The sequence below is a fragment of the Aminobacter sp. BA135 genome, from assembly GCF_050859125.1.
In the GTDB taxonomy this organism is placed as follows: Bacteria; Pseudomonadota; Alphaproteobacteria; order Rhizobiales; family Rhizobiaceae; genus Aminobacter; species Aminobacter ciceronei.
The window spans coordinates 3,894,372-3,918,569 of record NZ_CP139572.1 but is presented as its reverse complement, the minus strand read 5'-3'; the positions used below and the strand labels follow the sequence as shown (position 1 = coordinate 3,918,569).

Here is a 24,198-nt window from a genome sequence, read left to right as displayed (position 1 = left end):
CAATATCGCGGCGATGCGTTCCGGGGATGGCGGATGTGTCGACAGGAAGTCGGTTTCATCCCTGTCGCCATATTTGTCGTGCAGGGCACGAGCCGGCCGATCTGCGCGGCGTGCAATTGGCCGTCATCATGCGCTTTTCATCGCTGCGAAGACGTGGTACCAGCCACCGCCAATCCTGAAAGGGAAAAGACGAGTCGACGCTGCATACCAATGGTTCCAGCGTCCCTTCATGCATTCCGAGGTTGGCCATGGCAAAAATCATCGAATCCTCCACCGGCGCTCTGGCGCTGACCTTTGACGACGTGCTGCTGCAGCCCGGCCATTCCGAGGTCATGCCCGGCGAGACCGACATCAGCACGCGCATTGCCGGCGACATCGACCTCAACGTGCCGATCATTTCGGCGGCCATGGACACGGTGACCGAGGCGCGCCTGGCGATTGCCATGGCCCAGGCCGGCGGCATCGGCGTCATCCACCGCAACTTCACCCCGGCCGAACAGGCCGAGCAGGTCCGCCAGGTCAAGAAGTTCGAATCCGGCATGGTGGTCAATCCTGTCACCATCGGCCCCGATGCCACGCTGGCCGACGCGCTCGCCTTGATGCGCGCCAACGGCATTTCGGGCATCCCGGTCGTCGAGAATGGCGGCACCGGCGGTCACCAGACCGGCCGTCTTGTCGGCATCCTGACCAACCGCGACGTCCGTTTCGCCTCCGACCCTTCGCAGAAGGTCTATGAGCTGATGACCCGCGAGAACCTGATCACCGTCAAGGAGACGGTCGAGCAGGACGAGGCCAAGCGCCTGCTGCACCAGCACCGCATCGAAAAGCTGCTCGTCGTCGACAAGCACGGCAATTGTGTCGGCCTCATCACCGTCAAAGACATGGAGAAGTCGCAGCTCAACCCGCACGCCTCCAAGGATGCGCAGGGACGCCTCAGGGCGGCAGCGGCCACCAGCGTCGGCGATGACGGCTACGAGCGTGCCGAACGCCTGATCGACGCCGGTGTCGACCTTCTGGTCATCGACACGGCGCATGGCCATTCGCAGCGCGTGCTCGACGCCGTTGCCCGCGCCAAGAAGATCTCCAACTCCGTCCGCATCATGGCCGGCAACGTCGCCACCGCAGACGGCGCCCAGGCGTTGATCGACGCCGGCGCCGACGCCGTCAAGGTCGGCATCGGACCGGGCTCGATCTGCACCACGCGCATCGTCGCCGGTGTCGGCGTGCCGCAGCTCTCGGCGATCATGTCGGCGGTCCAGGTCGCGCACCGCTCGGGCATCACGGTCATTGCCGACGGCGGCATCAAATATTCGGGCGATCTGGCCAAGGCGCTTGCCGCCGGCGCCGGCGCTGCGATGATCGGCTCGCTGCTTGCCGGCACCGAGGAAAGCCCCGGCGAGGTCTATCTGCACCAGGGCCGCTCGTTCAAGGCCTATCGCGGCATGGGATCGGTGGGCGCCATGGCGCGCGGCTCGGCCGACCGCTACTTCCAGGCCGAGGTGCGCGACACGCTCAAGCTGGTGCCTGAGGGCATCGAGGGCCAGGTGCCCTACAAGGGCCCGGTCGGTGGTGTGCTGCACCAGCTCGCCGGCGGCCTCAAGGCCGCCATGGGTTATGTCGGCGGCCGCACCCTGGCCGACTTCCGCGAGCGCGCCACCTTCGTGCGCATTTCCAATGCCGGCCTGCGCGAGAGCCACGCTCACGACGTGACCATCACCCGCGAAAGCCCGAACTATCCGGGCGGCATGTGATTTGATGGTGCTGCGGCTGCGGCGCCACGCGGCCGCATTATGTGTCGCCACGGCGGCGGTCTTCGCCGTCATGACGATGCTGGAGTTCCTCTATTTCCGCAGCCTGAGCGGCGGCCTGCCGTCGCTCGACCTGCGTTTCCTGGGCTTCTCGGAAAGCGAGGGTTTTGCCTGGATCGCGGCCATGGGGCGGCCGGGCGCCGAGATCATGCTGGTCTGGCACTACCTGACCTTCGACCTGGTCTTCCCGGCACTGCTGTCGGCGACTTTGGTCAGCCTGATGCTGAAATCGGGCGAGCGTCTCAAGCGTTTTTCGAGCTTGTCCGAGACCATGCGCTCGGTCACGGCTTTGACCCTGGTGCTGCCCTACATGATATCAGACTACGCCCAGAACCTGGTCGTGGCGCGTATCCTGTCCGACCCGATATCAGCCGGTTCCCGGTCGATGTCACTGGCCTCAGCCTTGATCGTGACCAAGTTCGCGCTTCTGGCGGTGCCGATCGCCGTCATCGCAGCCTTTGTCCTGGCGGGGCTGAGAAACAGCTCGCCAAATGGCAAAGCAGCCGTCCGCGATCCCAAGCGGTCGGCCTAGAGCCTTATCGAAACCTCGGGTTTCTTGTCGTCGTCGGCCGCGTTGGTCTCAATGAACTCAAGATAGTGCGCAAGCACGCCACGCAGCGTGTCGGATTTCGTTTCCGGCTTGCTCACTTCCTGTGCTGCGACCTTGAGCGTCTCTGCCGCACCCTCTGCTATAGTGATCTTGCCCAGGTTGATTTCCGAATTTGTTTCCGGAGCAGCAACCGCAGCCAACCCAGTCAGCGCCTGGATGGCTGCGGCGGCAATCGCCTGCCCATCGGCGCCCCTCGCATCGCTGTCATTTGCATCGACGTCGCGCAGCGCTTCTTTCAGCGCCTTCTCGACCTTTTCGGGAATGGCCGCCGCCTCGTCGATCTTCTCATTGGCTTGGGCCGCCTTGATGGCCTTCTGGTCCTCGGCAATTGTCTCTTCGTCGACGACGTCGATCGAGGATTTGTTGCGCTGCGCAGCGACTGTGTCTTCGACCGACTTGGGCCCTTCCGTGGCGGCTTCCATCCGCTGCGACGCCTTGCTGCCGGCCTGGCCGGCAAGCCCTTCCGATATCGAATCATAGACCCGTTTGGCGGCATCGCTTTCAGGCTCGATAAACGCATCGAGCAGGTCGGTCACGCTCATGCCGTCAAGACGAAAACCGACAGTGTCTTCCAGAAGCTTCCTGAGGTCCTGGTCGGCGTTCAAATATTCGCTCTTGAAGGTTTCCCGGATCAGCTTGGCGACCGCGCGAAAGCTGACGCCGTTCTCGCCAGGCTTCGGGATCGCGAAATCCTCGGCGGAGCCCACCGCCACAGGCTTCTGCAGCGCCTCGTCGCGCCACTTGTTGCCGGCCTCGACACGCTTTGGATCGCCGTCGCGCCCTTCGCTGAGCTTGTCGTTGAGATAGTCGACCGTTTTCTCGACCAGCGCGAACATGGCTTCAACAGGCGTGACGCTGAGGCCGAAATAATATTCGTTGATCGCCTGCATGTCCTTTGGCGGCGTAGGTGCTGCCTGCGCCATGCCACCGAGCAGCTTCACGCCACCATTGGCGGCCTGTGCTTCCTCGCGCATGGCACGTTCGCGGGCATAGGTCCCTGCCTGGATGACCGAAAGGGCTGGCTGAAAGCGATTGGCGGTTGCGGGAAGCATCATGTTTGGCCGATCATGGGACTGTGCTTTTCGTCCCTAGTCTCGTCCGCGCCAGTAAATTCTCCATTAATCAAGATGAAGTGTTGTGGCGGATGTTCTTGTGATTATTTGCTTTTATTGAGGGGATGCCTATGAACCAGGCTGTGATTTTCTGGCCCATGCTTGCCCAGGTCCTGCTGGTCTACATCGTCTATGCCGTACTTTCGGCCAGGCGCAGGAATGCCGTCCGCTCCGGCGAAGCGCGGATCAATCAGTTCAAGACGCGGTCCACCGAACCTGAGTCCAGCGTCACCGCCGCCAACAACATCATCAACCAGTTCGAACTGCCGGTGCTGTTCTACGCCGCCTGCCTGTCGCTCTATGTGACGTCGGGCGTTTCATATGTGGCGCTGGTGCTCGCCTGGCTGTTCGTGGCGTCGCGCTATGCGCATGCCTGGTTCCACCTGACCGCCAACAGGGTCAAGTATCGCAGCAGGGCCTTCATTCTTGGCGCGCTGCTTCTGGCGCTGATCTGGATCTGGTTTGCGCTGCACCTTGCCGGCGCGGTCTGACCGCGCCGAACAGGCCGTTCAGCTGTTGATCTCGAACACCGAGATCCGGCGCTTGTCGAAGCGGATGGCCAGTTCGCCGCGCACCAGCTTCAGCGCTGCCTCGCCGAACACCGAACGGCGCCAGCCCTGCAGGGCAGGGACATCGGCAGCTTCGCCTTCTGCGGCGATACGGTCGATATCGTCGCCCGAAGCGAGCACCTTGGGGGCGACGCCTTCCTTCTCCGAGACGAGCCGCAGCAGGACCTTGAGCAGCTCGGAGGCGGCACTGGAGCCCTCCGGCGGCTGGAATGTCTTGGGCAGCTTGGGCATCTGGTCGCGCGGAATTTCGAGCGCCGCGTTGACGACGGTGAGCAGCGCCGTCGCCGACGACGAACGTTCCCAGCCCTTGGGCGTGGTGCGCAGTCGGGCAAGTGCGGTGGCATCGCGTGGCGCCTGCTGGGCGACTTCGTAGATCGCGTCGTCCTTGAGCACGCGGCCACGCGGCACGTTGCGCTCGCGCGCCTCGCGCTCACGCCAGGCAGCCACTGCCTGCACGATGGCCAGTTCCTGCGGCTTGCGCAGCCGCATCTTCAGCCGCTTCCAGGCGTCCTCGGGATGCGGGTCGTAGGTCTCGCGTGAGGTCAGGACCTCCATCTCTTCATTGAGCCAGTGGGCGCGATTCTCGCGCTCGAGCTCGGTGACGAGATGCTTGTAGACGTCGATCAGGTGGGTGACGTCGGCCAGCGCGTAGTCGAGCTGCTTTTCCGACAGCGGGCGGTGGCGCCAGTCGGTGAAGCGCGATGACTTGTCGATGCGTCCGCCGGTGATCTTCTGCACGATCTGCTCGTAGGAGACGCTGTCGCCGAAGCCGCAGACCATGGCCGCGACCTGGGTGTCGAACACCGGGTGCGGGATCAGTGCGCCGAGATGGAAGATGATTTCGATGTCCTGCCGGGCGGCATGGAAAACCTTGGTCACCGCCTCATTGGCCATCAGCCGGAAGAACGGCTTGAGGTCGAGGTCGGGCGCCAGGGGATCGACCAGTGCGGAAACGCCGGGCGCTGCCATCTGGATCAGGCACAGCTCGGGCCAGAAAGTGGTTTCGCGAATGAACTCGGTGTCTACCGTGACGAAGTTGGACTTTTCGAGAGCGGCTATGACGGTTTCGAGTTCGTCCTGGGTCGTTATTACATGCATAATATTGCTTTTATCAGAACGCGTTGTCTTTCCATTTCAGCCGAGCGCCCTTTCGTCAAGCACTTGCACGTCCGATCACGGAGTCTAGCCCTCATCGCTGCCGTTTGCAGCGCTGTTTCGGCCTGCAAGCCGGGCAAAGATCGGGGACGTCCTCAACAGGGCGATGAAGCGTCCGCGGTGGCCGGCCGGCACCGGCGAGCGCGAGCCCATGCGGTAGATGATGACGGCGACGAACACGACATAGACGGCTGCACTGAAGCTGAACAGCGAATGCGGGCCGAACTTTTCCATCACCAGTGAGGCGACGAAGGGTCCCGCGATGGCACCGACGGAATAGAACAGCATCAATGCCGCGTTGATCAGCACGAATTCGCCTTTTTCGGCGCGGTCGTTGGCATGAGCTGCCGACAGCGAATAGAGCGGCATGGCGAACGATCCGAAGATGAAGACGAAGACGAAGTTGGCCAGCGGCGAGTTGCCGGCGAGGAAGACCAGCATCAGCGCGGAGGCCATGGCGCCGGCAGTGGTGACGAGCAGCACCTTGCGACGGTCCCACAGGTCGGACATGTAGCCGAGCGGGTACTGGACCAGCGCACCGCCGATGATGCCGACACTGACGAAGGTGACGACGTCGGTCACCGACAGGCCGATCTGCTCGGCATAGATCGGGCTCAGCGTGCGGAAGGCGCTGTTGGTGACGCCGACGAAGATGCAGCCGATGCTGCCGAGTGGCGAAATCTGCCAGGCGCGTTTGAGGTCGAGCTTGACGTCTTCGGGCGGTGTCGGATTGGAGCGGTCGCCCAGCGAGACCGGCACCAAGGACAGTGTGATCATGATCGACATGATGGCGAAGATGGTGAAGCCGCCGGCGCCGAAGACCGGGATCATGAACTGCGCGCCGGTCACCGAGCCGATGTCGATGATGCGGTAGATCGCCAGGATGCGGGCGCGGTCGTGGTTGGAGACGCCTGAATTGAGCCAGCTTTCCATGACCGTGAACAGTCCGGCGAAGCAGAAGCCGGTGGCAAAGCGGATCACCGACCACATGACCGGGTCGATGACGAGAACCAAAGTCAGCGTTGCCGAGGCGGCGATGGCGGCGAGTGCCGCGAAAGCCCGGACGTGGCCGACGGCCTTCATGATGCGTGAGATGAACAGGCAGCCGAGCAGGAACCCGACGAAATAGCACGTCCCCATCAGGCCGATGGTCGAGGCAGTAAACCCCTCCTGTGCGCCGCGCAGCGCAATCAAGGTGCTTTGCAGGCCGTTGCCGCCCAACAGGATGCCGGCGGTGATCAGGAGCGGGATGAGGGGGCGTATGGAGGACATCAGGCAACGCAGTACAAAAGCTGAGGTGGCTACAGTTTGCCCGATCGGTCAATGCCGGACAGCCACTGGTGCGACATATTCCGTCGACTGCGCCAACGTCGCTGCCGCGGCAGCGTCTAGCGTGCGCGCGCGGCCCGGTTCATCCCTGACAAGTGGACCGCTGGCTGGATTGTGAGGGGCAGACGAGGCCGCGATGACGACATTGACAGTGAGCACCAGCATCGACGAGGAAACCGCCCGCTTCATCGGCGAGGGGCTGAACGCCTATAATTTCGACACCGCCGGTCCGCACAACGACCAGGATCTCTGGATCGTCGCCCATGGCAAGGATGGCTCGGTCGCCGGCGGCCTCAAAGGGTCGTCCGAATACACCTGGCTGTTCGTCGAATGGCTGTGGATCAGCAGCGCCCATCGCGGCGAGGGCCTTGGCCAGCGGCTGATTGCCCGGGCCGAGGAGGTGGCACGGCAGCGCGGCTGCATCGGTGTTCACCTCGATTCGTATACGTTCCAGGCGCCGGAGTTCTACAAGCGATTGGGATATGAAGAGTTCGGCCGCATCGACGATTACCCGGCCGGACATTCCAGGGTTTGGCTGAAGAAGCGGTTTTGACCCTGCGCCTGAGCGGTCTTGAAACCGCTTTACCTTGACAAAACCGGGCACCCATGCGCTTTTCGCGCCAAATTTTAGGCCCGGGCGCAGCTGTCGCCCCGGCGTGACGTCCAAACAGCCTGAACCGGAAAATTTGCCATGCATCGTTACCGCAGCCACACCTGCGCTCAATTGAGGAAATCCGACGTCGGCGCCGCCGTTCGCCTGTCCGGCTGGGTGCATCGCGTGCGAGATCACGGCGGCCTGCTGTTCATCGACCTGCGCGACCATTACGGCCTGACCCAGATCGTCGCCGATCCCGATTCGCCCGCCTTCAAGGCCGCCGAGACAGTGCGCGGCGAGTGGGTCATCCGCGTCGACGGCGAGGTCAAGGCGCGCCTGGCGGAAGCCGTCAACGGCAACCTGCCGACCGGCGAGATCGAAGTCTTTGCCCAGGAAATCGAGGTTCTGTCGGCCTCCAAGGAATTGCCGCTGCCGGTGTTCGGCGAGCCGGAGTATCCAGAGGACATTCGCCTCAAATATCGCTTCCTCGATCTGCGCCGCGAAACGCTGCACAAGAACATCGTCGCGCGCACCAAGATCATCGCCGAAATGCGCAACCGCATGACCGGCGAGGGTTTCACTGAATATTCGACGCCGATCCTGACGGCCTCGTCGCCGGAAGGCGCGCGCGACTTCCTGGTGCCGTCGCGTATCCATCCCGGCAAGTTCTTCGCGCTGCCGCAGGCGCCGCAGCAGTACAAGCAGCTGCTGATGGTCGCCGGCTTCGACCGCTACTTCCAGATCGCGCCCTGTTTCCGCGACGAAGACCCGCGTGCCGACCGCCTGCCGGGCGAATTCTACCAGCTCGACCTCGAAATGAGCTTCGTGACCCAGGAAGACGTCTGGAACACGATGGAGCCGGTGATGCGCGGCGTGTTCGAGAAGTTTGCCGACGGCAAGCCGGTCACTCAACAGTTCCGCCGCATTCCTTATGACACCGCGCTGCGCACCTACGGCACCGATAAGCCCGACCTGCGCAACCCGATCGAGATCCAGGAAGTCACCAGCCATTTCGACGGCTCTGGCTTCAAGGTGTTCGCCGGCATGATCGCCTCGAACCCGAAGGTCGAGGTCTGGGCGATCCCGGCCAAGACAGGCGGCAGCCGCGCCTTCTGCGACCGCATGAACTCGTGGGCGCAGGGCGAGGGCCAGCCGGGTCTCGGCTACATCTTCTGGCGCAAGGAAGGCGACAAGCTCGAAGGCGCCGGCCCGATCGCCAAGAACATCGGCGAGGAGCGCACCGAAGCCATCCGCCAGCAGCTTGGCCTGTCCGACGGCGATGCTGCCTTCTTCGTCGCCGGCGATCCCAAGAAGTTCGTCTCGTTTGCTGGTGCTGCCCGCACCCGCGCCGGCGAGGAGCTGAACCTCGTCGACCGCGACCGCTTCGAGCTGTGCTGGATCATCGACTTTCCGTTCTACGAATGGCTGGAAGAAGAAAAGAAGATCGATTTCGCCCACAACCCGTTCTCGATGCCGCAGGGCGGCCTGGATGCGCTGAACAACCAGGATCCGCTGACCATCAAGGCCTACCAGTACGACATGGTCTGCAACGGCTTCGAAATTGCCTCCGGTTCGATCCGCAACCAGCTGCCCGAGCTGATGGTCAAGGCGTTCGAGCTGACCGGCAAGACGCGCGAGGAGGTCGAGGAGCAGTTCGGCGGCCTCTACCGCGCCTTCCAGTACGGCGCCCCGCCGCATGGCGGCATGGCTGCCGGCGTCGACCGCGTCATCATGCTGCTCGTCGGCGCCAAGAACCTGCGTGAAGTGACGCTGTTCCCGATGAACCAGCAGGCGCAGGATCTGTTGATGAACGCGCCGTCGGAAGCCACCCCGCAGCAACTGCGCGAGCTGTCGCTGCGTGTCGCGGTGGCCAAGAAAGAGGCTTAGGCGATCCGCGCAAGCGGCTCTTTTGACTCAACAAACAAGCCCGGCATCGCTGCCGGGCTTTTTCGTTTCCGGCTGTGGCGACCGGGCCAGTGCTGATTTGCTGCGGCAACCAAGAAAGAGGCTCAGGCGATCTCCGCAAGCGACGCTTTCGGCTCAACAAAAAAGCCCGGCATCGCTGCCGGGCTTTTGCGTTTCCGATGTCGCGGCCAGGATCAGTCCTGGTTTGCTGTCACCGTCAGGCCGAGCGTCTTGGGCAGGTCCTTGGGGTTCGACATGCCGCTGGCGGCGAGCAGGGCGAACGGGACCGGCGAGGCCGGCTTGGCGGCGATCTCGATCGACTTGGGCGCGTCGAGATAGGCGGTGACGGCAGCCGTCACCTGGGTCGACAGCTCCGGATTGTTCAGTTCCATCATCAGGAACGGCACGATCGCCTTGGCCTGGTTGGCAATGTCCTTGGCCGTCATGTTCTGCTGCTTGGCGACGTATTCGAGAACCTTGTTGGTCACCGAATCGTCGTCGAAGCGCACGGTTGCGCCATTGAAGGTCAGCTGCTGCATCAGGCCGAGCATGGCCATGCCCTGGGCCGAGTTGTCGGCGCCTTCCGGCTGGGCGGCCATCTTCTTCTGCAGTTCCTGCACCGACTTCAGGAATTCCACGGTGTAGCCGCCGAGGTCGAAGGTCATGCCGAGCGTGCCGGCATTGTCGACGGTGATGTCATAGCTCGACAGCGCCATGCGGCCGTCTGTCGGCTGCCAGGTGCCTTCCATCTGGAAGTCGCCCGAGATGTTCTGGTAGCCGAGCGCCTCGATCGCAGCCTTCGACTGCGGGTCTTCCACCAGGGTCAGGTCGGCGGTGAACTTTTCGGCCGAACCGGTGAACTCCATGGCGTTGCCGTCGGCCGGAGGTGTCACCTCAGCCGCGAAATTGGTCATCTGGAAGGCCTGCTTGTCGCCGACCTTGACGCTGACAGTGTCGAGATTGGCGGTCTCATACATCAGGAACGAGGCCAGGATGTCGGTCGAGTCGGTGGCCGGCAGCGTGACGTTGCCGAGCGTCAGCGGGCTGACCTCGACCTTGGTCGGGCCTTCGTTGAGGCTGTAGGGCTCGGTGGTGATCGTTTCGATCTTGAAACCGCGATTCTCCTCGGTGATGCCGCTGAGCGTGAGCTTGCCGATCGACAGCGGCTTGCCTTCGCCGTCCATGGCGATGGTCGCACCTTCGATGACCGCTTCGGACGCGTCGCCGGTGACGCTGCTCCAGCCAAGCGTCAGGCTCTGGCCGGCCAGCACCGACTTGAGCCGCTCGGCGACAGCGGTGGCATCCTGGGCCATCGCTGCATTGAGCGGAAGCGAGAACAGGAAGGTCGTGAGTGCGAGCTTGCGGAATGCAGAGCGGTGTTGCGTCATCATAGATCCCTGAGACTTTGAAATGATTCAGCCTTACGTCAGCCACGAACTGGACCGGAAGAAGGCGACGTAACGACAATGGCCGCAATTCGATCCAAAAGGCAATCACCGCAGTGCAACACGCGCAAAAATGGTGAATGACCCCCTGATCGCGCGATTGCTACTTTAGCGAGCGGGCAGATTTGTCGCACTCCGACGCCGACAGCTCTTGCATTTGGCGATAAGGCTTGTCGCGAATCGCCCGTTCCGCTAGTCCCAAGCCATGGGAAAAGGGCTTGTGCCGCCCGGAAACGGTGGCGGCGACAATATTGAACCGGTCGATCTGAAGAAGGCGCTCGAAGAGCGCTATCTTGCCTATGCGCTGTCGACCATCATGCACCGGGCACTGCCTGACGTTCGCGACGGACTGAAACCGGTCCATCGCCGCATCATGCACGCCATGCGGCTGCTCAGGCTCAACCCCGACCAGGGATTCGCCAAATGCGCCCGCATCGTCGGCGAGGTCATGGGCAAGTTCCACCCGCATGGCGACCAGTCGATATATGACGCCTTGGTTCGCCTGGCGCAGGACTTTTCCGTCCGCTATCCGCTCATCGACGGACAGGGCAATTTCGGCAACATCGACGGCGATAGTGCTGCCGCGATGCGCTATACCGAAGCACGCATGACCGATGTGTCGGTGTCGCTGCTCGAAGGCATCACCGAGGACGCCGTCGACTATCGGCTTACCTATAACGAAGAAGACGAAGAACCCGTCGTCCTGCCGGGCGCGTTTCCGAATCTTCTCGCAAACGGCTCGTCCGGCATCGCCGTCGGCATGGCGACGTCGATCCCGCCGCACAACGCAGCCGAGCTGTGCAGTGCCGCCCTTCACCTGATCGACAATCCCGATGCCTCGGTCACTGACCTGATGACCTCGCCGGGCGAGTGGGAGCGTATCAAGGACGATGCCGAGCTGCGTTTCGCCTGCAAGGTGCGTGGGCCCGATTTCCCCACCGGCGGCAGCATCGACGACGACTGGGCGGCGATCGTCAACGCCTATGAGACCGGCCGCGGCGGCTTCCGCGTGCGTGCCATGTGGAAACAGGAAGACCAGGGCAGGGGCACCTGGAACCTTGTCGTCACCGAAATCCCCTACGGCGTCCAGAAGGCGCGTCTGATCGAGAAGATCGCCGAGCTTTTGATCGCCCGCAAATTGCCGCTGCTCGAAGACATCCGCGACGAGTCGGCGGAAGACATCCGTGTCGTCCTGGTGCCCAAGAGCCGCACCGTCGATCCGGGCCTGCTGATGGAATCGCTCTACAAGCTCACCGAGCTCGAAAGCCGCTTCCCGCTCAACATGAACGTGCTGTCGCGCGGCAAGGTGCCGAACGTGCTGTCGCTGAAGAGCGTGCTGCGCGAATGGCTCGACCACAGGCGCGAGGTGCTCGTCCGCCGCTCGAAGTTCCGCCTCGGCGAGATCGAAAAGCGCCTCGAAATTCTCGGCGGCTATCTGATCGCCTACCTCAACATCGACGAGGTGATCCGCATCATCCGCGAGGAGGATGAGCCGAAGCGCACGATGATGGCGCGCTGGGACCTGACCGACAATCAGGCCGAAGCCATCCTCAACATGCGCCTCAGGGCGCTGCGCAAGCTCGAGGAATTCGAGATCCGCAAGGAGCATGACGCGCTCAGCACTGAGAAGAAGCAGATCGAGGCGCTCTTGGCGTCCGACGCCAAGCAGTGGGCGACGATCAAGTGGGAAGTGAGCGAGGTCCGCAAGCATTACGGTCCAGAGACCGAGCTGGGTAAGCGCCGTACCGTTTTTGCTGAAGCGCCGGACCATGACCTGACCGACATTCACCACGCCATGATCGAGAAGGAGCCGGTGACGGTCGTCGTCTCCGAAAAGGGCTGGCTGCGCGCGATGAAGGGGCATCTGGCCGACTATTCCCAGCTCACCTTCAAGGAGGGCGACAGTCTCAAGCTGGCGTTCCCGGCCCAGACCACCGACAAGATCCTGGTCTTCACCACGGGCGGCAAGTTCTACACCATCGGCGCCGACCGTCTGCCGGGCGGGCGCGGCCATGGCGAGCCGATCCGCATCATCGTCGACATGGACAACGACCAGGACATCGTCACCGCCTTCGTCCACGAGCCCAAGCGCAAGCTCCTGCTGGTCAGCCATGAAGGCAACGGCTTCACCGTGCCCGAGGAAGAGGTCATCGCCAACACCCGCAAGGGCAAGCAGGTGATGAACGTCAAGGCGCCCGACGAAGCCAAGCGCTGCATCCCGCTGACTGGCGATCATCTCGCCATCGTCGGCGAGAACCGCAAGATGCTGGTGTTCCCGCTCGAGCAGATCCCCGAGATGACGCGCGGCAAGGGCGTCCGGCTGCAGAAATACAAGGACGGCGGCGTGCTCGACGTAAAGACCTTCACGATGGAGGCCGGCCTGAGCTGGCTGGATTCGGCGGAGCGCACCTTCACCCGGTCGCGCGAGGAACTGCTCGAGTGGATCGGCACCCGCGCCACCGCCGGACGCATGGTCCCCAAGGGCTTTCCGCGCACCGGCCGCTTCGGCTAGCGCAAGTCCCGGGAAAGTCGTGCCGCGGGGTTTCCGGGAATTGCGCAAGGACAAGAAATCCCGAATGAGGGCCGGAATGAGGGAATGAACGCGTGCGGTGCGGCAAAGTTTTCGTGCGCGGCACCGCATTAGCCTCTATGATCTCCCCACCGGCGCTGAACCGCGCGCCGGGCATCAATCGGGTCCACTTCAGGGCCGAGGAGATCCAGGCTCTTGAACGTGACCAATCCCCGTAAGCCGGAGCGAGAGCAGAGGCTGTTCGGCCCGGCCCAGCCGATGCGTGCCGCCTTGGTGCCGCCGCTTTCGGCGGCGCGCTGGCTGCTCGTGCTGATCGTCGCTGCGGGCATCTATTTCTTCCATGGCTTCCTGGTGCCGGTGCTGGCAGCACTGGTCATTGCCTTCGCCAGCTGGCCGCTCTACCGCAGGCTGCTCGTCGCCGTCGACGGCAACAGGACCATTGGCGCCACGCTTGCGTTGCTGTTCATCATCGCCTTCCTCGTCGTGCCGATCTCCTTTGCCGCGACTTACGCCGTCAACGAAATCCGCGACTGGGTCGGCTGGGCTGTCGAAACCAATCGCCACGGCGCGACGACGCCGCACTGGATCAACAACCTGCCTGTTGTCGGCGAGTGGCTGAATGAACAATGGACGCGTTATGTTGGGCACCCCGGCGCCATCGGCGAACTGGCGCAACTGCTCAGCGGCGCCAATATCGGCAGCATCTATCGCGGCGTGCTTGCTGCCGGCGGCAGCGCCTTCGGCATCCTCTTGACGCTGCTGTTCATGCTGATCGCTTTGTTCTTCACCTATCGCGACGGCGAACACTTCGTCGGCCAGCTCGACCGGCTCGGCGAGCGCATCCTGCCGATGCGCTGGGAGCGCATTTCGCGCGTCGTGCCCAAGACCATCAGCGCCACCGTCACCGGCATGACGCTGATTGCCATCGGCGAGGGTGTGGTGCTGGGCCTTGCCTATTGGGTGGCCGGCGTGCCGTCGCCGGTGACGCTCGGCGTGCTCACCGGCTTCATGGCGCTGATCCCCGGCGGTGCGCCTTTGTCGTTCACGCTCGTCTCGGTCTATCTGGTTGCCAGCGGCTCGCCGATTGCCGGTGTCGCGCTGTTTGCCTGGGGCTCGATCGAGCTGTTCATCGTCGACAAGACGCTGCGCCCCAAGCTTGTCGGCGGGCCGATCAAGCTGCCGTTCCTGCCCACCTTTTTCGGCCTCATCGGCGGCGTCAAGACGATGGGCTTTCTCGGGCTGTTCATCGGCCCGGTGCTGATGGCGCTGCTTGTCGCGATATGGCGCGAATGGCTGCGCGAGGTCGAGCTGACCGACGAGGCGGCGATGCTGGCTGCAGCCAATGCCTTGCCGGAGAGCGACACGCCGCGCAGCATCGAGGCGATCCGCAACGACGTGCCGACCAAGCAGGCCGGCTAGGGGCGGGCAGTTCTTGCGGTCCCGGTGTTGAAGGGCCGACTGGCTACGCCAGCTGTCGTGCCAGGTTTGCCCGGCGCCTGCGCCCCTCGGACAATTGCCAGGCCGAGTGGGCGATCAGCGTGACGATCAGGATCGCCCCGCCGATCAGGCTGTTGCGGGTCGGCACCTCGGCGAAGATCATCCACACCCAGATCGGCGCCATGACCGTCTCGAGCAGGTAGAACATCGCCACCTCCGGCCCGGAAATGTATTTCGGGCCGTTGGCGAGGCAGAAGAACGAGATCGGCATGATCACCGCGCCGTTGAAGATGATCCACCACGGTGCATCGACCCTGAAGCCGGTTTTGGATACCATATAGGCCGCCACCAGCCCCGGCAGCAGCACGCCGACAAGCGCTGTAAAACCCATGTCCTTGCCGCTGGAGCGGGAGATGGTGATGGCCGAGGCGATGCAGAAGGCCGAACACACCGCCATCAGGTCGCCGAAAAGGTGGCCGGTGCCGATCGAGCTGCCGACGATGATCGACACCCCGCCGACCATCGCCAGCATGGCCAGCAGCGTTGCCGGCCGCGGCTTTTCCCGCAGGAAGATCCACGACAGCACGGCGGCAAATACCGTGTTGAAGGCGAGGATGAACACCAGATTGGCGGTCGAGGTGTTGTAGACGGCGGTGATGAAGGTAATCGAGCCGATGCCGTAGAGGCCGGCGACGAGGAGGCCGGCGCGGCCCGGGATGAGCTGCGGCGCCTTCGGGCTCAGCGCGCGCCAGACCAGCCAGATGATGATGGCGGCGATGAAGGTCGTGCCGCTGCGCATCAGCAGGATCGACCAGTTGTTGCCGTCGGCGAGCTTGATCAGCGGGATGTCGACGGTCAGCGCCAGTCCGCCGATGCCGGTCAGCAGCAGTCCCTTGGAGTGGTTCGATTGGGTGTCCGCCACTGATTTCCCCTGCCAGTTGGTCGACGGCAGCGTGGAAACGGGCCGGACGTGCTCAGATGTCGCCTTCGAAGCGCTCCCAGCCCTTCATGCCGAGATGCTCTTGAGGTGTGAAGCGTACCTTATAGTTCATCTTGCGCGAACCGTTGACCCAGTAGCCCAGATAGACGTGGGGCAGGCCCATGGCGCGCGCGCGGGCAATATGATCGAGGATCATGAAGGTGCCAAGCGAGCGTTCGTCCATTTCCGGATTGTAGTAGGAATAGACCATCGACAGGCCGTCCGACATCTGGTCGGTCAGCGCCACTGCCATCAGCTCGCCCTGGCCCTGGCCGGTGATGAAGGTATCGGGGCCGCGGCGGCGATATTCGATCACCTTGGTGGTGACATGGGTGTCCTCGACCATCATGGCATAGTCGAGCACCGTCATGTCGGACATGCCGCCCCTGCGGTGGCGGGCATCGAGATAGGAACGGAACAGCGAATATTGCTCGGTCGAGGGCTCGGCGTCGTGCATCGCACCGACGAGGTCGGAGTTGCGCTCGATCACCCGGCGCATGTTGCGCGTGGCCTTGAATTCCTGGGCCAGGATGCGGACCGAGACGCAGGCGCGGCAGGTCTCGCAGGCCGGGCGATAGGCGATGTTCTGCGAACGGCGGAAGCCGCCTTGCGTCAGCAGGTCGTTCATCTCGGGGGCCTTGTCACCGACGAGATGGGTAAAGACCTTCCGCTCGAATTGACCCTCGAGATAGGGGCAGGGTGACGGCGCCGTCAGGAAGAACTGAGGGGAATGGGTCGGATGCTGCGTCATCGAGCGTCAGGAAGACTCCCAATCAATGTTCCCTAGCTTGGCGCTGCCGGCGAAAAATTCAACATGAATGTGAAGGCAGGCCCAATCTTTGCCTTCACATTTTGGCGCAAGTGCCCGTTTTGACTCGCCGAATGGCAATTTTAGCTGTCGCTGCGGCTGACCACCGTGCCGAGCAGCAGGTCATGCAGCGTGCGCTTGCGGTCGGAAAACAGCGAAACCAGGAGCACCAGCGGCGTCAAAACGACATTGCCGGCCCAGAACAGCACCGAGTGAACCACCGCCAGGAGGCCGTCGATCGGCCTGCCATCGAGGCGGTCGAGCCGGATGCCCATCATGCGCATGCCTGTGGTGGCCTGGTTCGAGCCGCCGAGCGTCATCCAGATGTAGATGAGGGCCACAGCCGGAAACAGGATGCCGAACAGCGCCCAGCCGAGGCCGAGCGTCAGCACGCCAAGAAAGAAGATGACGATGGCAAAGGGGATCATCAGGAGACCGACGATCAGATAGTCGACTAGGAACGCCAGGATACGGCGGGTGCGCACGCCGTCATAGGCGCGGCTGTCGTCGAGCCTGCTGTTGATGATTTCACCGTCCAGAACGCGTGCGGTCATGACTTCCTCTATCGGCGGACGAGATTGCCCGCGCCGGAAAACAAATGGGAATTGCCGCGCCGGATTCAAGAATCCCGGCGCGCGTGGGCAGAAATCCTGTCGGGGAAGCTCTGGCCTCAGCCCTTCAGCATCTCGGCCACTTCGGGCGCGAAATAGGTTAGGATGCCGTCGCAGCCGGCGCGCTTGAAGGCGAGCAGGCTTTCGAGCATCGCCTTTTCGCCGTCGATCCAGCCATTGGCGCTGGCTGCCTTGATCATCGAATATTCGCCCGACACCTGATAGGCGAAGGTCGGCACGCGGAACTCGTCCTTCAGCCGGCGGATGATGTCGAGATAAGGCAGGCCGGGTTTGACCATCAGCATGTCGGCGCCCTCGGCGAGGTCCTGCTCGGCCTCGCGCACCGCTTCGTCCGAATTGGCGTGGTCGATGTAATAGGTCTTCTTGTCGCCCTTGAGCAGGCCCTGCGTGCCGATCGCCTCGCGATAGGGGCCATAGAAGGCCGACGCGAACTTGGTCGCATAAGACATGATCGCGACATCATGGAAGCCGTTGTCGTCGAGCGCGTCGCGGATGGCGCCGATGCGGCCGTCCATCATGTCGGAAGGGGCGATGATGTCGGAGCCGGCCGCGGCCTGCAGCACGGCGGCAGCTGCCACCTGGGCGACAGTTTCGTCATTGACGATGATGCCGTCGCGCAGGATGCCGTCATGGCCGTGGCTGGTGAAAGGGTCGAGCGCGACGTCGGTGATGATGCCGATCTCCGGCACCGCTGCCTTGATGGCGCGGGTGGCGCGGTTGATGATGTTGTCGGGCTCCAATATGTGCGCGCCTGTCTGGTCGCGCAGCCCCATCTCGACATTGGGGAAGGTGGCGAGTGCCGGAATGCCGAGCTTTGCCGCGCGCTCCGCTTCCTTGACGGCGAGATCGACCGACATGCGATAGACACCGGGCATGGCCGGGATGGGTTCCTTGCGATTCTCACCGTCGATGATGAAGATCGGCCAGATCAGATCGTCGACCGTCAGGCGGTTTTCCTGGACGAGCCGGCGCGACCAGTCGGCCTTGCGCATGCGGCGCAGGCGGCGGCTGCCGGTGATCTCGTCGACGCTGCGGGCGCCCGCTGGCTTGGCTGGGGTGAACTTGTTCATCGGCATTCTCCGGCAATTGTGCAGTTTTTAGCATGCCGGTTTGCCCAAGACCAAGATGCAGGATGTGACCTGCGGCATTGACGCACCCATGCGCTGCCCATTAGCTCTGCACACTCAGCCTGATGTGAGGGATTCCAGTGGACATGGACTTTGGCGGCGACGACGAAATCCGCTTCGAGCGCTCCGGAGCCGCCGGCATCGTCACCCTGACGCGGCCGCAGGCGCTCAACGCGCTGACCCACAAGATGGTCCTGGCGCTGTCGCGCGCGCTCACCGCCTGGCAGGTCGACCCCAACGTGGCCATCGTCGTGGTCAAGGCCGAGGGCAGGGCATTCTGCGCTGGCGGCGACATATTGCACGTCTACCACGCCGGCCTCGCCGGCAATCCGCCGGTCGACTTTTTTGCCGATGAATACCGGCTCAACACCCAGATCCAGAGCTATCCCAAGCCTTACATCTCCTTCATTGACGGCATCGTCATGGGCGGCGGCGTCGGCATCTCCTGTCACGGCTCGCATCGGGTGATGACCGAGAATGCGCAATTCGCCATGCCCGAGGTCGGCATCGGCTTCTTCCCCGATGTGGGCGGCAGCCATATTTTGCCCGACCTCGGCGGCCATTTCGGCATGTATCTGGCGCTGACCGGCAACAGGATCCGCTATGGCGACGCGTTGTGGTCGGGGCTGGCGACGCACACGACCTCGGCCGACGGCCAGATCGGGCTCTTGGAGCGGCTATGCGAGACCGGCGACACGGAAGCGATGCTGCGCAACTTCTTCCGGCCGGCCAAGCGCGAGACCGAGCGCGAGACGCTGGAAGCGATTGCCCGGCATTTCTCCGCGCCCACGCTGTCCGACGTCATCGCCAGCCTGGAGACGGATTCGAGCGAGTTCGCCAAAAAGACGCTCGCCACCATCCTGCAGCGTTCGCCCACCAGCCTGTCGGTTGCCTTCCGGCAGGTCAGGGCCGGCCTGACCATGTCGATGAAGGACTGCATGCGGATGGAGTTCCGCATCCTCAACCGCATGCTAGCCGGCCGCGACTTCTATGAAGGCATCCGCGCCGTGCTCATCGACAAGGGCTCGACGCCGCAATGGCAACCGGCCCGGCTCGAGGATGTCGACCCGCTCGATATCGACCGTTATTTCGAAACGCTCGGCGACCGGGAACTTGCCCTGTGACCGACAGTGCAAGCCGCCTGCGCGAGATGCATCCGTCGGCGATAGAAAGCGCCTTCGCCCTGTTCCTGCGTGTGGTGGCCGGCTACTGCCTGCTGTTCGGCATGCTCTACTGGGTGCGCCTGATCGGTCTCTATGACGGCCCGCTCTGGCGTTTCGACCTGATGCCGATCCACTGGCAGGTCGCGGCGGTGACGCTGTCGGTGTTTTTCCCCTTTGCCGCCATCGGCCTGTGGATGCTGTCATCCTGGGGGCCGGTCATCTGGTTCATCTGCGCTGCGACCGAAGTCGTGATGTATGCCGGTTTCCCCGAACTGTTCGGCAACAGGCCGCTGATCGTCGTCTCCCACGTCGCGGTGGCATTGATCTACGCGGCCTTCCGCGTTGTCCTGCACCTGAAAAGGCGCCGCGCCGCGCATTAGGGCGTTTCCGCTTTCCTTCGGATGCTCTCCGTCTTTTGTTTTGCGCAATTCCGGACGATGCGCCGCTGCACGGCTTTCCTGGAATTGCTCTAGCCAACGCTTTCAGTGCGTTGGCCGACACTCCGTAAAATACAAGGTTAATTATTCTTACTCGAAGTGGGTTTCGTTAACCCTCTTTCGAAACCTGTCCTCGGTAAGCCCTTGTTAAGCCTGACGTTTAAGTCGAATTTTATGGGTATTCGATAAGTTCGCGATCAAGGTGACATCAAACAAAAAAGTCACCAGGCGAAAACAGAGAGGCAAAGACAATGATCAATTCGCGTCAGGCGGCCAAGCCCGCCATGGTTTCCGAGGACCGTAACGAAGCGATCCGTTCGCTTTACATGGAATCCCTGCAGCTTGTTGAAAGACTTCATCGTCGTCTTCTTGACGTTATCAAGGATGAGTTCGATCGCAACGGCCGCAGCGACATCAATGCGATCCAGGCTCTGCTGCTCTTCAACATCGGCAATGCGGAACTGACCGCCGGCGAATTGCGCTCACGCGGCTACTATCTCGGCTCGAACGTCTCCTACAATCTCAAGAAGCTTGTCGAGCTCGGCTTCATCAATCACCAGCGCTCGCGCATCGACCGTCGCTCGGTCCGTGTCAGCCTGACGCCGAAGGGGCAGGACGTGGCCGAGGTCGTTGCCGGCCTCTATGACCGCCATGTCGGTTCGATCGAGCATGTCGGCGGCATCAATACCGACGAATTCAAGCAGATGAACCGCGCCCTGCAGCGCCTCGACCGCTTCTGGAACGACACCATCGCTTACCGCATGTAAATGGGCAGGGAAGGGGAACAGGGCAGTAAGGCAGCAGGGCAGCAGGTCGACGTGACCCCAGCCACGCTTCACTTCTGACTGCCCTTCTGCCTTACTGCCCTGTTCCCATCTGCCAAAGGAACGACCTCCAGTCGCAGGGCCGGTTGCAGAAATGCACCGGTCCTTCCTTTTTTAGCGCGCCGACATTCGATGGAAGGCGCGCCAGCCATGTTGCCGCCATATTCGAATGACTATCGGGAAGCTGTGATGTGCCAGATCTGCCTGTTCGGCCGTCAGCAGCCCGTGCGATGAAGTCGCGTTTCACGTGTCGGTGATGCCGGGTTATGGTTGGCTAATTGTTAAGCATGGCCGTCATATCGTCGCGGGAAGTTTCCTGCCGGTTGAGTTGCGCGAATATGTCTGGAACGTCCATGAAAACGAACCGTCGTTTCTTTCTCTCCGGTGCCGGCGCGATCGCCATGGCAGCCTTGTCGGGTGCGGCCAGCGCCCAGGATGTGATCGGCGAAGTTCTCGGCTCGTCGCGCCGCGGCAACTGGGACGACCAGTTCGATGCCCGCGTCAGCCAGGGCGCCAAGGTCGAAAGCACCCTGCCGGTCTTCACCGCGCAGACCGCCGCCTACACCCAGCAGGCGATTGCCCAGTATCAGAACATCGTCGCCCAGGGCGGCTGGCCGGTCGTTCCGGCGACCAAGAAGCTCCGCCTCGGCGTCGAGGATCCCGATGTCCAGGTGTTGCGCAAGCGCCTGATGATTTCGGGCGACCTGTCGCCGCGCGCCGGCCTTTCCGATTCGTTCGACACCTATGTCGATGCCGCCCTGAAGCGCTTCCAGGCACGCCACGGTCTGCCGGACGATGGCGTCATGGGCCAGTACACCTATGCGGCGATGAACATCAGCGCCCAGATCCGCCTCGGCCAGCTCGAGACCAATCTCGGCCGCATCCAGGCCCAGGCCGGCACGCTCGGCCAGCGCTATGTCAACGTCAACATTCCGGCCGCGCAAGTCGAAGCCGTCGAAAACGACCGCGTCGTGCTGCGCCACACCGCAATCGTCGGCAAGGTCGACCGCCAGTCGCCGATCGTCAATTCGAAGATCAACGAGATCGTCGTCAATCCGTACTGGAACGCACCGGTATCGATCGTCCGCAAGGACATTATCCCGCTGATGCGCAAGAACCCGAACTATCTGACCGACAACAAGATCCGCCTGTTTGCGCCCGACGGCAGCGAAGTCGATCCGATGAATGTCGACTGGTCGACGGAAGAGGCGGCGAAGTACCGCTTCCGCCAGGATCCGGGCGCCAACAACGCCATGGCGTCGGTGAAGATCAACTTCCCGAGCCCGGATGGCGTCTACATGCACGATACGCCGCAGCAGAGCCTGTTCGGCAAGCTGATGCGCTTCGATTCCTCGGGCTGCGTCCGCGTCCAGAACGTGCGCGACCTCGTCACCTGGATTCTGCGCGACACGCCGGGCTGGAGCCGCTCGCATTTCGAGCAGGCCATCAAGTCGGGCGAAAACACACCGGTCCCCGTCACCAACCCGGTGCCGGTCTATTTCACCTATGTCTCGGCTTGGTCGACCGGCGATGGTGTCGTGCAGTTCCGCGACGACATCTATGGCCGCGACGGCGTCGACGAGTTGCAGATCACCTCGGCTCTCTGATCGAGCCGCAGCGAGCAGTCAAAAGGCCGCCTCTCGGGGCGGCTTTTTTCATTCTCAGGCCCTTTGGTCCAAATGCGACCACGAAATTTCGCACCGCACGTGGCGACGCTGGGGCAAGTATGTTAATGGCCGCCGAACTTCCCCGATGCCCCTCCGGACCAGTCCCCGGACCAGCAAGGATCAGAACCGATGGCCGCTTCGAAACACCTCGAAACCTTCTTTGGAACGCCGCTCGAGGAGGCTGATCCCGAGATCTTCGGCTCGATCCGCAACGAGCTCGGTCGCCAGCGCCACGAGATCGAGCTGATCGCCTCGGAAAACATTGTTTCCCGCGCCGTGCTCGAGGCCCAGGGCTCGATCATGACCAACAAATATGCCGAGGGTTATCCCGGCAAGCGCTATTATGGCGGCTGCCAGTTCGTCGACGTCGCCGAAGAGCTCGCCATCGAGCGCGCCAAGAAGCTGTTCGACTGCAAGTTCGCCAACGTCCAGCCGAACTCCGGCAGCCAGATGAACCAGGCGGTGTTCCTGGCGCTGCTGCAGCCGGGCGACACCTTCATGGGCCTCGACCTGAATTCGGGCGGTCACCTGACCCACGGCTCGCCGGTCAACATGTCCGGCAAGTGGTTCAAGGTCGTCTCCTATGGCGTGCGCAAGGACGACAACCTGCTCGACATGGACGAGGTCGCGCGCCTTGCCCGCGAGAACAAGCCGAAGCTGATCCTCGCCGGCGGCACCGCCTATTCCCGCATCTGGGACTGGAAGCGCTTCCGCGAGATCGCGGATGAAGTCGGCGCCTATCTGATGGTCGACATGGCCCACATCGCCGGTCTCGTTGCCGGTGGCGTGCATCCGTCGCCGCTGCCGCATGCCCATGTCGTCACCACCACCACGCACAAGTCGCTGCGCGGCCCGCGCGGCGGCATGATCCTGACCAATGACGAGGACATCGCCAAGAAGATGAACTCGGCCGTGTTCCCCGGCCTGCAGGGCGGCCCGCTGATGCATGTCATCGCCGCCAAGGCGGTCGCTTTCGGCGAAGCGCTGAAGCCCGAGTTCAAGACCTATGCCGCCAATGTCGTCGCCAATGCCAAGACGCTGGCCGCAAGCCTCAAGGACACCGGCCTCGACATCGTTTCGGGCGGCACCGACAACCATCTGATGCTCGTCGACCTTCGCCCCAAGAACGCCACCGGCAAGCGTGCCGAGGCAGCTTTGGGCCGCGCCAACATCACCTGCAACAAGAACGGCATTCCCTTCGACCCGGAAAAGCCCTTCGTCACCTCGGGCGTGCGTCTCGGCACCCCGGCAGGCACCACGCGTGGCTTCGGCGAAGCCGAGTTCCGCGAGATCGGCCAGCTGATCACCGAAGTGCTCGACGGTCTCAAGGTCGCCAATTCGGACGAGGGCAACGCTGCCGTCGAGGCGGCGGTCAAGCAGAAGGTCGTCAGCCTGACCGAACGTTTCCCACTCTATCCCTATCTCGGCTGATCCGGGGCCATAAAGGCCTTCACATTTCGAAGCCCCGTGCCGGTCATCCCGGCATGGGGCTTCTGCTTTTCCGGAGGATGCATTAAGCCTTTTCCGGTCGGGGATTCGAATGACAAGGCTGAACGATGCGCTGCCCATATTGCCAGTCTGAAGACACGCAGGTGAAGGACTCGCGTCCGGCCGAGGATGGTGCCGCGATCCGTCGCCGGCGCATCTGCCCGGTCTGCGGCGGCCGCTTCACCACCTTCGAGCGGGTCCAGCTGCGCGACCTCGTCGTGCTCAAGAAGACCGGCCGCAAGGTGCCGTTCGACCGCGACAAGCTGGCCCGCTCGGTCGAGATCGCGGTGCGCAAGCGCAATGTCGATCCCGAGCGCATCGAGCGCGCCGTGACCGGCATCGTCCGCCAGCTCGAAAGCTCCGGCGAAACCGAGATTCCGTCGGGCGAGATCGGTCGCCTGGTGATGGAGGCGCTGAAGACGCTCGACGACGTCGCTTATGTCAGGTTCGCATCCGTCTACCGCAATTTCCGCGAGGCCAAGGACTTCCATGAGGTGCTGGGCGAACTGAAGGGCGACGAGGAAGCCAGCTGAACGATGGTCGATATCAGTGCATCCGGGCAGGACAGGACAGACCGC

The 24,198-nt window shown here is 62.9% G+C and carries 21 protein-coding genes; 13 read left to right on the top strand and 8 right to left on the bottom strand.

Annotation, left to right across the window (positions count from 1 at the left end; all coding sequences use genetic code 11):
• Positions 1-248: 248 nt before the first annotated feature.
• Together guaB and SLT36_RS19170 are read left to right on the top strand one after the other, a co-directional pair.
• Positions 249-1,751 carry an IMP dehydrogenase gene (guaB, locus tag SLT36_RS19175; protein WP_432283944.1) on the top strand — a complete coding sequence of 501 codons (1,503 nt, stop codon included), beginning with the start codon at positions 249-251 and terminating at the stop codon, positions 1,749-1,751.
• Positions 1,752-1,755: 4 nt separating this feature from the next.
• On the top strand, positions 1,756-2,340 hold the full coding sequence (locus tag SLT36_RS19170; RefSeq protein WP_432283943.1) for a hypothetical protein: 585 nt from the start codon (positions 1,756-1,758) through the stop codon (positions 2,338-2,340).
• On the opposite strand, the gene SLT36_RS19165 is transcribed toward SLT36_RS19170, so the two are convergent.
• A complete protein-coding gene (locus SLT36_RS19165) occupies positions 2,337-3,473 on the bottom strand; it encodes a hypothetical protein (RefSeq protein ID WP_432283942.1) in 1,137 nt (378 codons plus the stop codon). The genes SLT36_RS19170 and SLT36_RS19165 overlap by 4 nt on opposite strands.
• 128 nt (positions 3,474-3,601) lie before the next feature.
• Here SLT36_RS19165 and SLT36_RS19160 point away from each other — a divergent pair, with 128 nt between their 5' ends.
• Positions 3,602-4,021, top strand: a complete 420-nt coding sequence (locus tag SLT36_RS19160; protein ID WP_432283941.1) for an MAPEG family protein — start codon at positions 3,602-3,604, stop codon at positions 4,019-4,021.
• An 18-nt stretch (positions 4,022-4,039) separates the two neighbouring features.
• Here the strand turns inward: SLT36_RS19160 and rnd are convergent, their stop codons facing one another.
• Together rnd and SLT36_RS19150 are read right to left on the bottom strand one after the other, a co-directional pair.
• Complete coding sequence (gene rnd / locus SLT36_RS19155) at positions 4,040-5,197, bottom strand: ribonuclease D (protein ID WP_432283940.1); 1,158 nt, start codon at positions 5,195-5,197, stop codon at positions 4,040-4,042.
• A gap of 84 nt (positions 5,198-5,281) precedes the next feature.
• Entirely contained in the window at positions 5,282-6,526 is a 1,245-nt protein-coding gene (locus SLT36_RS19150) for an MFS transporter (RefSeq protein ID WP_067963033.1), read from the bottom strand.
• A gap of 193 nt (positions 6,527-6,719) precedes the next feature.
• Here SLT36_RS19150 and SLT36_RS19145 point away from each other — a divergent pair, with 193 nt between their 5' ends.
• A complete protein-coding gene (locus tag SLT36_RS19145; RefSeq protein WP_192317030.1) occupies positions 6,720-7,136 on the top strand; it encodes a GNAT family N-acetyltransferase in 417 nt (138 codons plus the stop codon).
• 138 nt (positions 7,137-7,274) lie between these two features.
• Complete coding sequence (aspS, locus tag SLT36_RS19140) at positions 7,275-9,065, top strand: aspartate--tRNA ligase (RefSeq protein ID WP_432283939.1); 1,791 nt, start codon at positions 7,275-7,277, stop codon at positions 9,063-9,065.
• A 212-nt stretch (positions 9,066-9,277) separates the two neighbouring features.
• Here aspS and SLT36_RS19135 read toward each other — a convergent pair whose 3' ends face one another.
• The gene (locus tag SLT36_RS19135; RefSeq protein WP_067966715.1) at positions 9,278-10,471 is read right to left on the bottom strand and encodes a hypothetical protein; all 1,194 of its coding nucleotides are present in this window, start codon (positions 10,469-10,471) and stop codon (positions 9,278-9,280) included.
• 262 nt (positions 10,472-10,733) lie between these two features.
• Between SLT36_RS19135 and parC the strand changes: the two genes are divergently transcribed.
• Together parC and SLT36_RS19125 are read left to right on the top strand one after the other, a co-directional pair.
• Positions 10,734-13,040 (top strand): DNA topoisomerase IV subunit A, encoded by a 2,307-nt coding sequence (gene parC / locus SLT36_RS19130; protein ID WP_182575601.1) that lies wholly within the window; start codon positions 10,734-10,736, stop codon positions 13,038-13,040.
• Positions 13,041-13,316: 276 nt separating this feature from the next.
• Positions 13,317-14,477 carry an AI-2E family transporter gene (locus SLT36_RS19125; RefSeq protein WP_432288397.1) on the top strand — a complete coding sequence of 387 codons (1,161 nt, stop codon included), beginning with the start codon at positions 13,317-13,319 and terminating at the stop codon, positions 14,475-14,477.
• A gap of 43 nt (positions 14,478-14,520) precedes the next feature.
• On the opposite strand, the gene SLT36_RS19120 is transcribed toward SLT36_RS19125, so the two are convergent.
• The 4 genes from SLT36_RS19120 to hemB form a co-directional block, all read right to left on the bottom strand.
• Positions 14,521-15,417 carry a DMT family transporter gene (locus SLT36_RS19120; RefSeq protein WP_432283938.1) on the bottom strand — a complete coding sequence of 299 codons (897 nt, stop codon included), beginning with the start codon at positions 15,415-15,417 and terminating at the stop codon, positions 14,521-14,523.
• Between the two features lie 52 nt (positions 15,418-15,469).
• Positions 15,470-16,225 (bottom strand): arginyltransferase, encoded by a 756-nt coding sequence (locus SLT36_RS19115; RefSeq protein ID WP_067963014.1) that lies wholly within the window; start codon positions 16,223-16,225, stop codon positions 15,470-15,472.
• 140 nt (positions 16,226-16,365) lie between these two features.
• Positions 16,366-16,836, bottom strand: coding sequence for an RDD family protein (locus SLT36_RS19110; RefSeq protein ID WP_432283937.1), 471 nt, complete (start codon positions 16,834-16,836; stop codon positions 16,366-16,368).
• Positions 16,837-16,952: 116 nt separating this feature from the next.
• A complete protein-coding gene (hemB, locus tag SLT36_RS19105) occupies positions 16,953-17,984 on the bottom strand; it encodes a porphobilinogen synthase (RefSeq protein WP_432283936.1) in 1,032 nt (343 codons plus the stop codon).
• A gap of 143 nt (positions 17,985-18,127) precedes the next feature.
• On the opposite strand from hemB, the gene SLT36_RS19100 reads away from it, so the two are divergent.
• From SLT36_RS19100 to nrdR, 6 genes are all read left to right on the top strand, one after another.
• Complete coding sequence (locus SLT36_RS19100) at positions 18,128-19,165, top strand: enoyl-CoA hydratase/isomerase family protein (protein WP_432288395.1); 1,038 nt, start codon at positions 18,128-18,130, stop codon at positions 19,163-19,165.
• Positions 19,166-19,191: 26 nt separating this feature from the next.
• Positions 19,192-19,584: a DUF6163 family protein gene (locus SLT36_RS19095; RefSeq protein ID WP_432288393.1), complete on the top strand. Its 393-nt coding sequence runs from the start codon at positions 19,192-19,194 to the stop codon at positions 19,582-19,584.
• A 308-nt stretch (positions 19,585-19,892) separates the two neighbouring features.
• A complete protein-coding gene (gene ldtR, locus SLT36_RS19090; RefSeq protein WP_154385581.1) occupies positions 19,893-20,408 on the top strand; it encodes a transcriptional regulator LdtR in 516 nt (171 codons plus the stop codon).
• Positions 20,409-20,818: 410 nt separating this feature from the next.
• Positions 20,819-22,072: a L,D-transpeptidase family protein gene (locus SLT36_RS19085; protein ID WP_432283935.1), complete on the top strand. Its 1,254-nt coding sequence runs from the start codon at positions 20,819-20,821 to the stop codon at positions 22,070-22,072.
• A 189-nt stretch (positions 22,073-22,261) separates the two neighbouring features.
• Entirely contained in the window at positions 22,262-23,563 is a 1,302-nt protein-coding gene (gene glyA, locus SLT36_RS19080; RefSeq protein WP_432283934.1) for a serine hydroxymethyltransferase, read from the top strand.
• 125 nt (positions 23,564-23,688) lie between these two features.
• Positions 23,689-24,153 (top strand): transcriptional regulator NrdR, encoded by a 465-nt coding sequence (nrdR, locus tag SLT36_RS19075; protein ID WP_067962991.1) that lies wholly within the window; start codon positions 23,689-23,691, stop codon positions 24,151-24,153.
• Positions 24,154-24,198: the final 45 nt, after the last annotated feature.

Excerpts from the sequence above, each read along its gene's own strand:
- hemB (WP_432283936.1), bottom strand. The coding sequence starts at position 17,984 with ATGAACAAGTTCACCCCAGCCAAGCCAGCGGGCGCCCGCAGCGTCGAC.
- SLT36_RS19110 (WP_432283937.1), bottom strand. The coding sequence starts at position 16,836 with ATGACCGCACGCGTTCTGGACGGTGAAATCATCAACAGCAGGCTCGAC.
- SLT36_RS19150 (WP_067963033.1), bottom strand. The coding sequence starts at position 6,526 with ATGTCCTCCATACGCCCCCTCATCCCGCTCCTGATCACCGCCGGCATC.
- guaB (WP_432283944.1), top strand. The coding sequence starts at position 249 with ATGGCAAAAATCATCGAATCCTCCACCGGCGCTCTGGCGCTGACCTTT.
- SLT36_RS19165 (WP_432283942.1), bottom strand. The coding sequence starts at position 3,473 with ATGATGCTTCCCGCAACCGCCAATCGCTTTCAGCCAGCCCTTTCGGTC.
- SLT36_RS19170 (WP_432283943.1), top strand. The coding sequence starts at position 1,756 with ATGGTGCTGCGGCTGCGGCGCCACGCGGCCGCATTATGTGTCGCCACG.
- rnd (WP_432283940.1), bottom strand. The coding sequence starts at position 5,197 with ATGCATGTAATAACGACCCAGGACGAACTCGAAACCGTCATAGCCGCT.
- SLT36_RS19160 (WP_432283941.1), top strand. The coding sequence starts at position 3,602 with ATGAACCAGGCTGTGATTTTCTGGCCCATGCTTGCCCAGGTCCTGCTG.
- SLT36_RS19100 (WP_432288395.1), top strand. The coding sequence starts at position 18,128 with ATGGACTTTGGCGGCGACGACGAAATCCGCTTCGAGCGCTCCGGAGCC.
- nrdR (WP_067962991.1), top strand. The coding sequence starts at position 23,689 with ATGCGCTGCCCATATTGCCAGTCTGAAGACACGCAGGTGAAGGACTCG.
- SLT36_RS19135 (WP_067966715.1), bottom strand. The coding sequence starts at position 10,471 with ATGACGCAACACCGCTCTGCATTCCGCAAGCTCGCACTCACGACCTTC.
- aspS (WP_432283939.1), top strand. The coding sequence starts at position 7,275 with ATGCATCGTTACCGCAGCCACACCTGCGCTCAATTGAGGAAATCCGAC.
- parC (WP_182575601.1), top strand. The coding sequence starts at position 10,734 with ATGGGAAAAGGGCTTGTGCCGCCCGGAAACGGTGGCGGCGACAATATT.
- SLT36_RS19095 (WP_432288393.1), top strand. The coding sequence starts at position 19,192 with ATGCATCCGTCGGCGATAGAAAGCGCCTTCGCCCTGTTCCTGCGTGTG.
- SLT36_RS19085 (WP_432283935.1), top strand. The coding sequence starts at position 20,819 with ATGAAAACGAACCGTCGTTTCTTTCTCTCCGGTGCCGGCGCGATCGCC.
- glyA (WP_432283934.1), top strand. The coding sequence starts at position 22,262 with ATGGCCGCTTCGAAACACCTCGAAACCTTCTTTGGAACGCCGCTCGAG.
- ldtR (WP_154385581.1), top strand. The coding sequence starts at position 19,893 with ATGATCAATTCGCGTCAGGCGGCCAAGCCCGCCATGGTTTCCGAGGAC.
- SLT36_RS19115 (WP_067963014.1), bottom strand. The coding sequence starts at position 16,225 with ATGACGCAGCATCCGACCCATTCCCCTCAGTTCTTCCTGACGGCGCCG.
- SLT36_RS19145 (WP_192317030.1), top strand. The coding sequence starts at position 6,720 with ATGACGACATTGACAGTGAGCACCAGCATCGACGAGGAAACCGCCCGC.
- SLT36_RS19125 (WP_432288397.1), top strand. The coding sequence starts at position 13,317 with ATGCGTGCCGCCTTGGTGCCGCCGCTTTCGGCGGCGCGCTGGCTGCTC.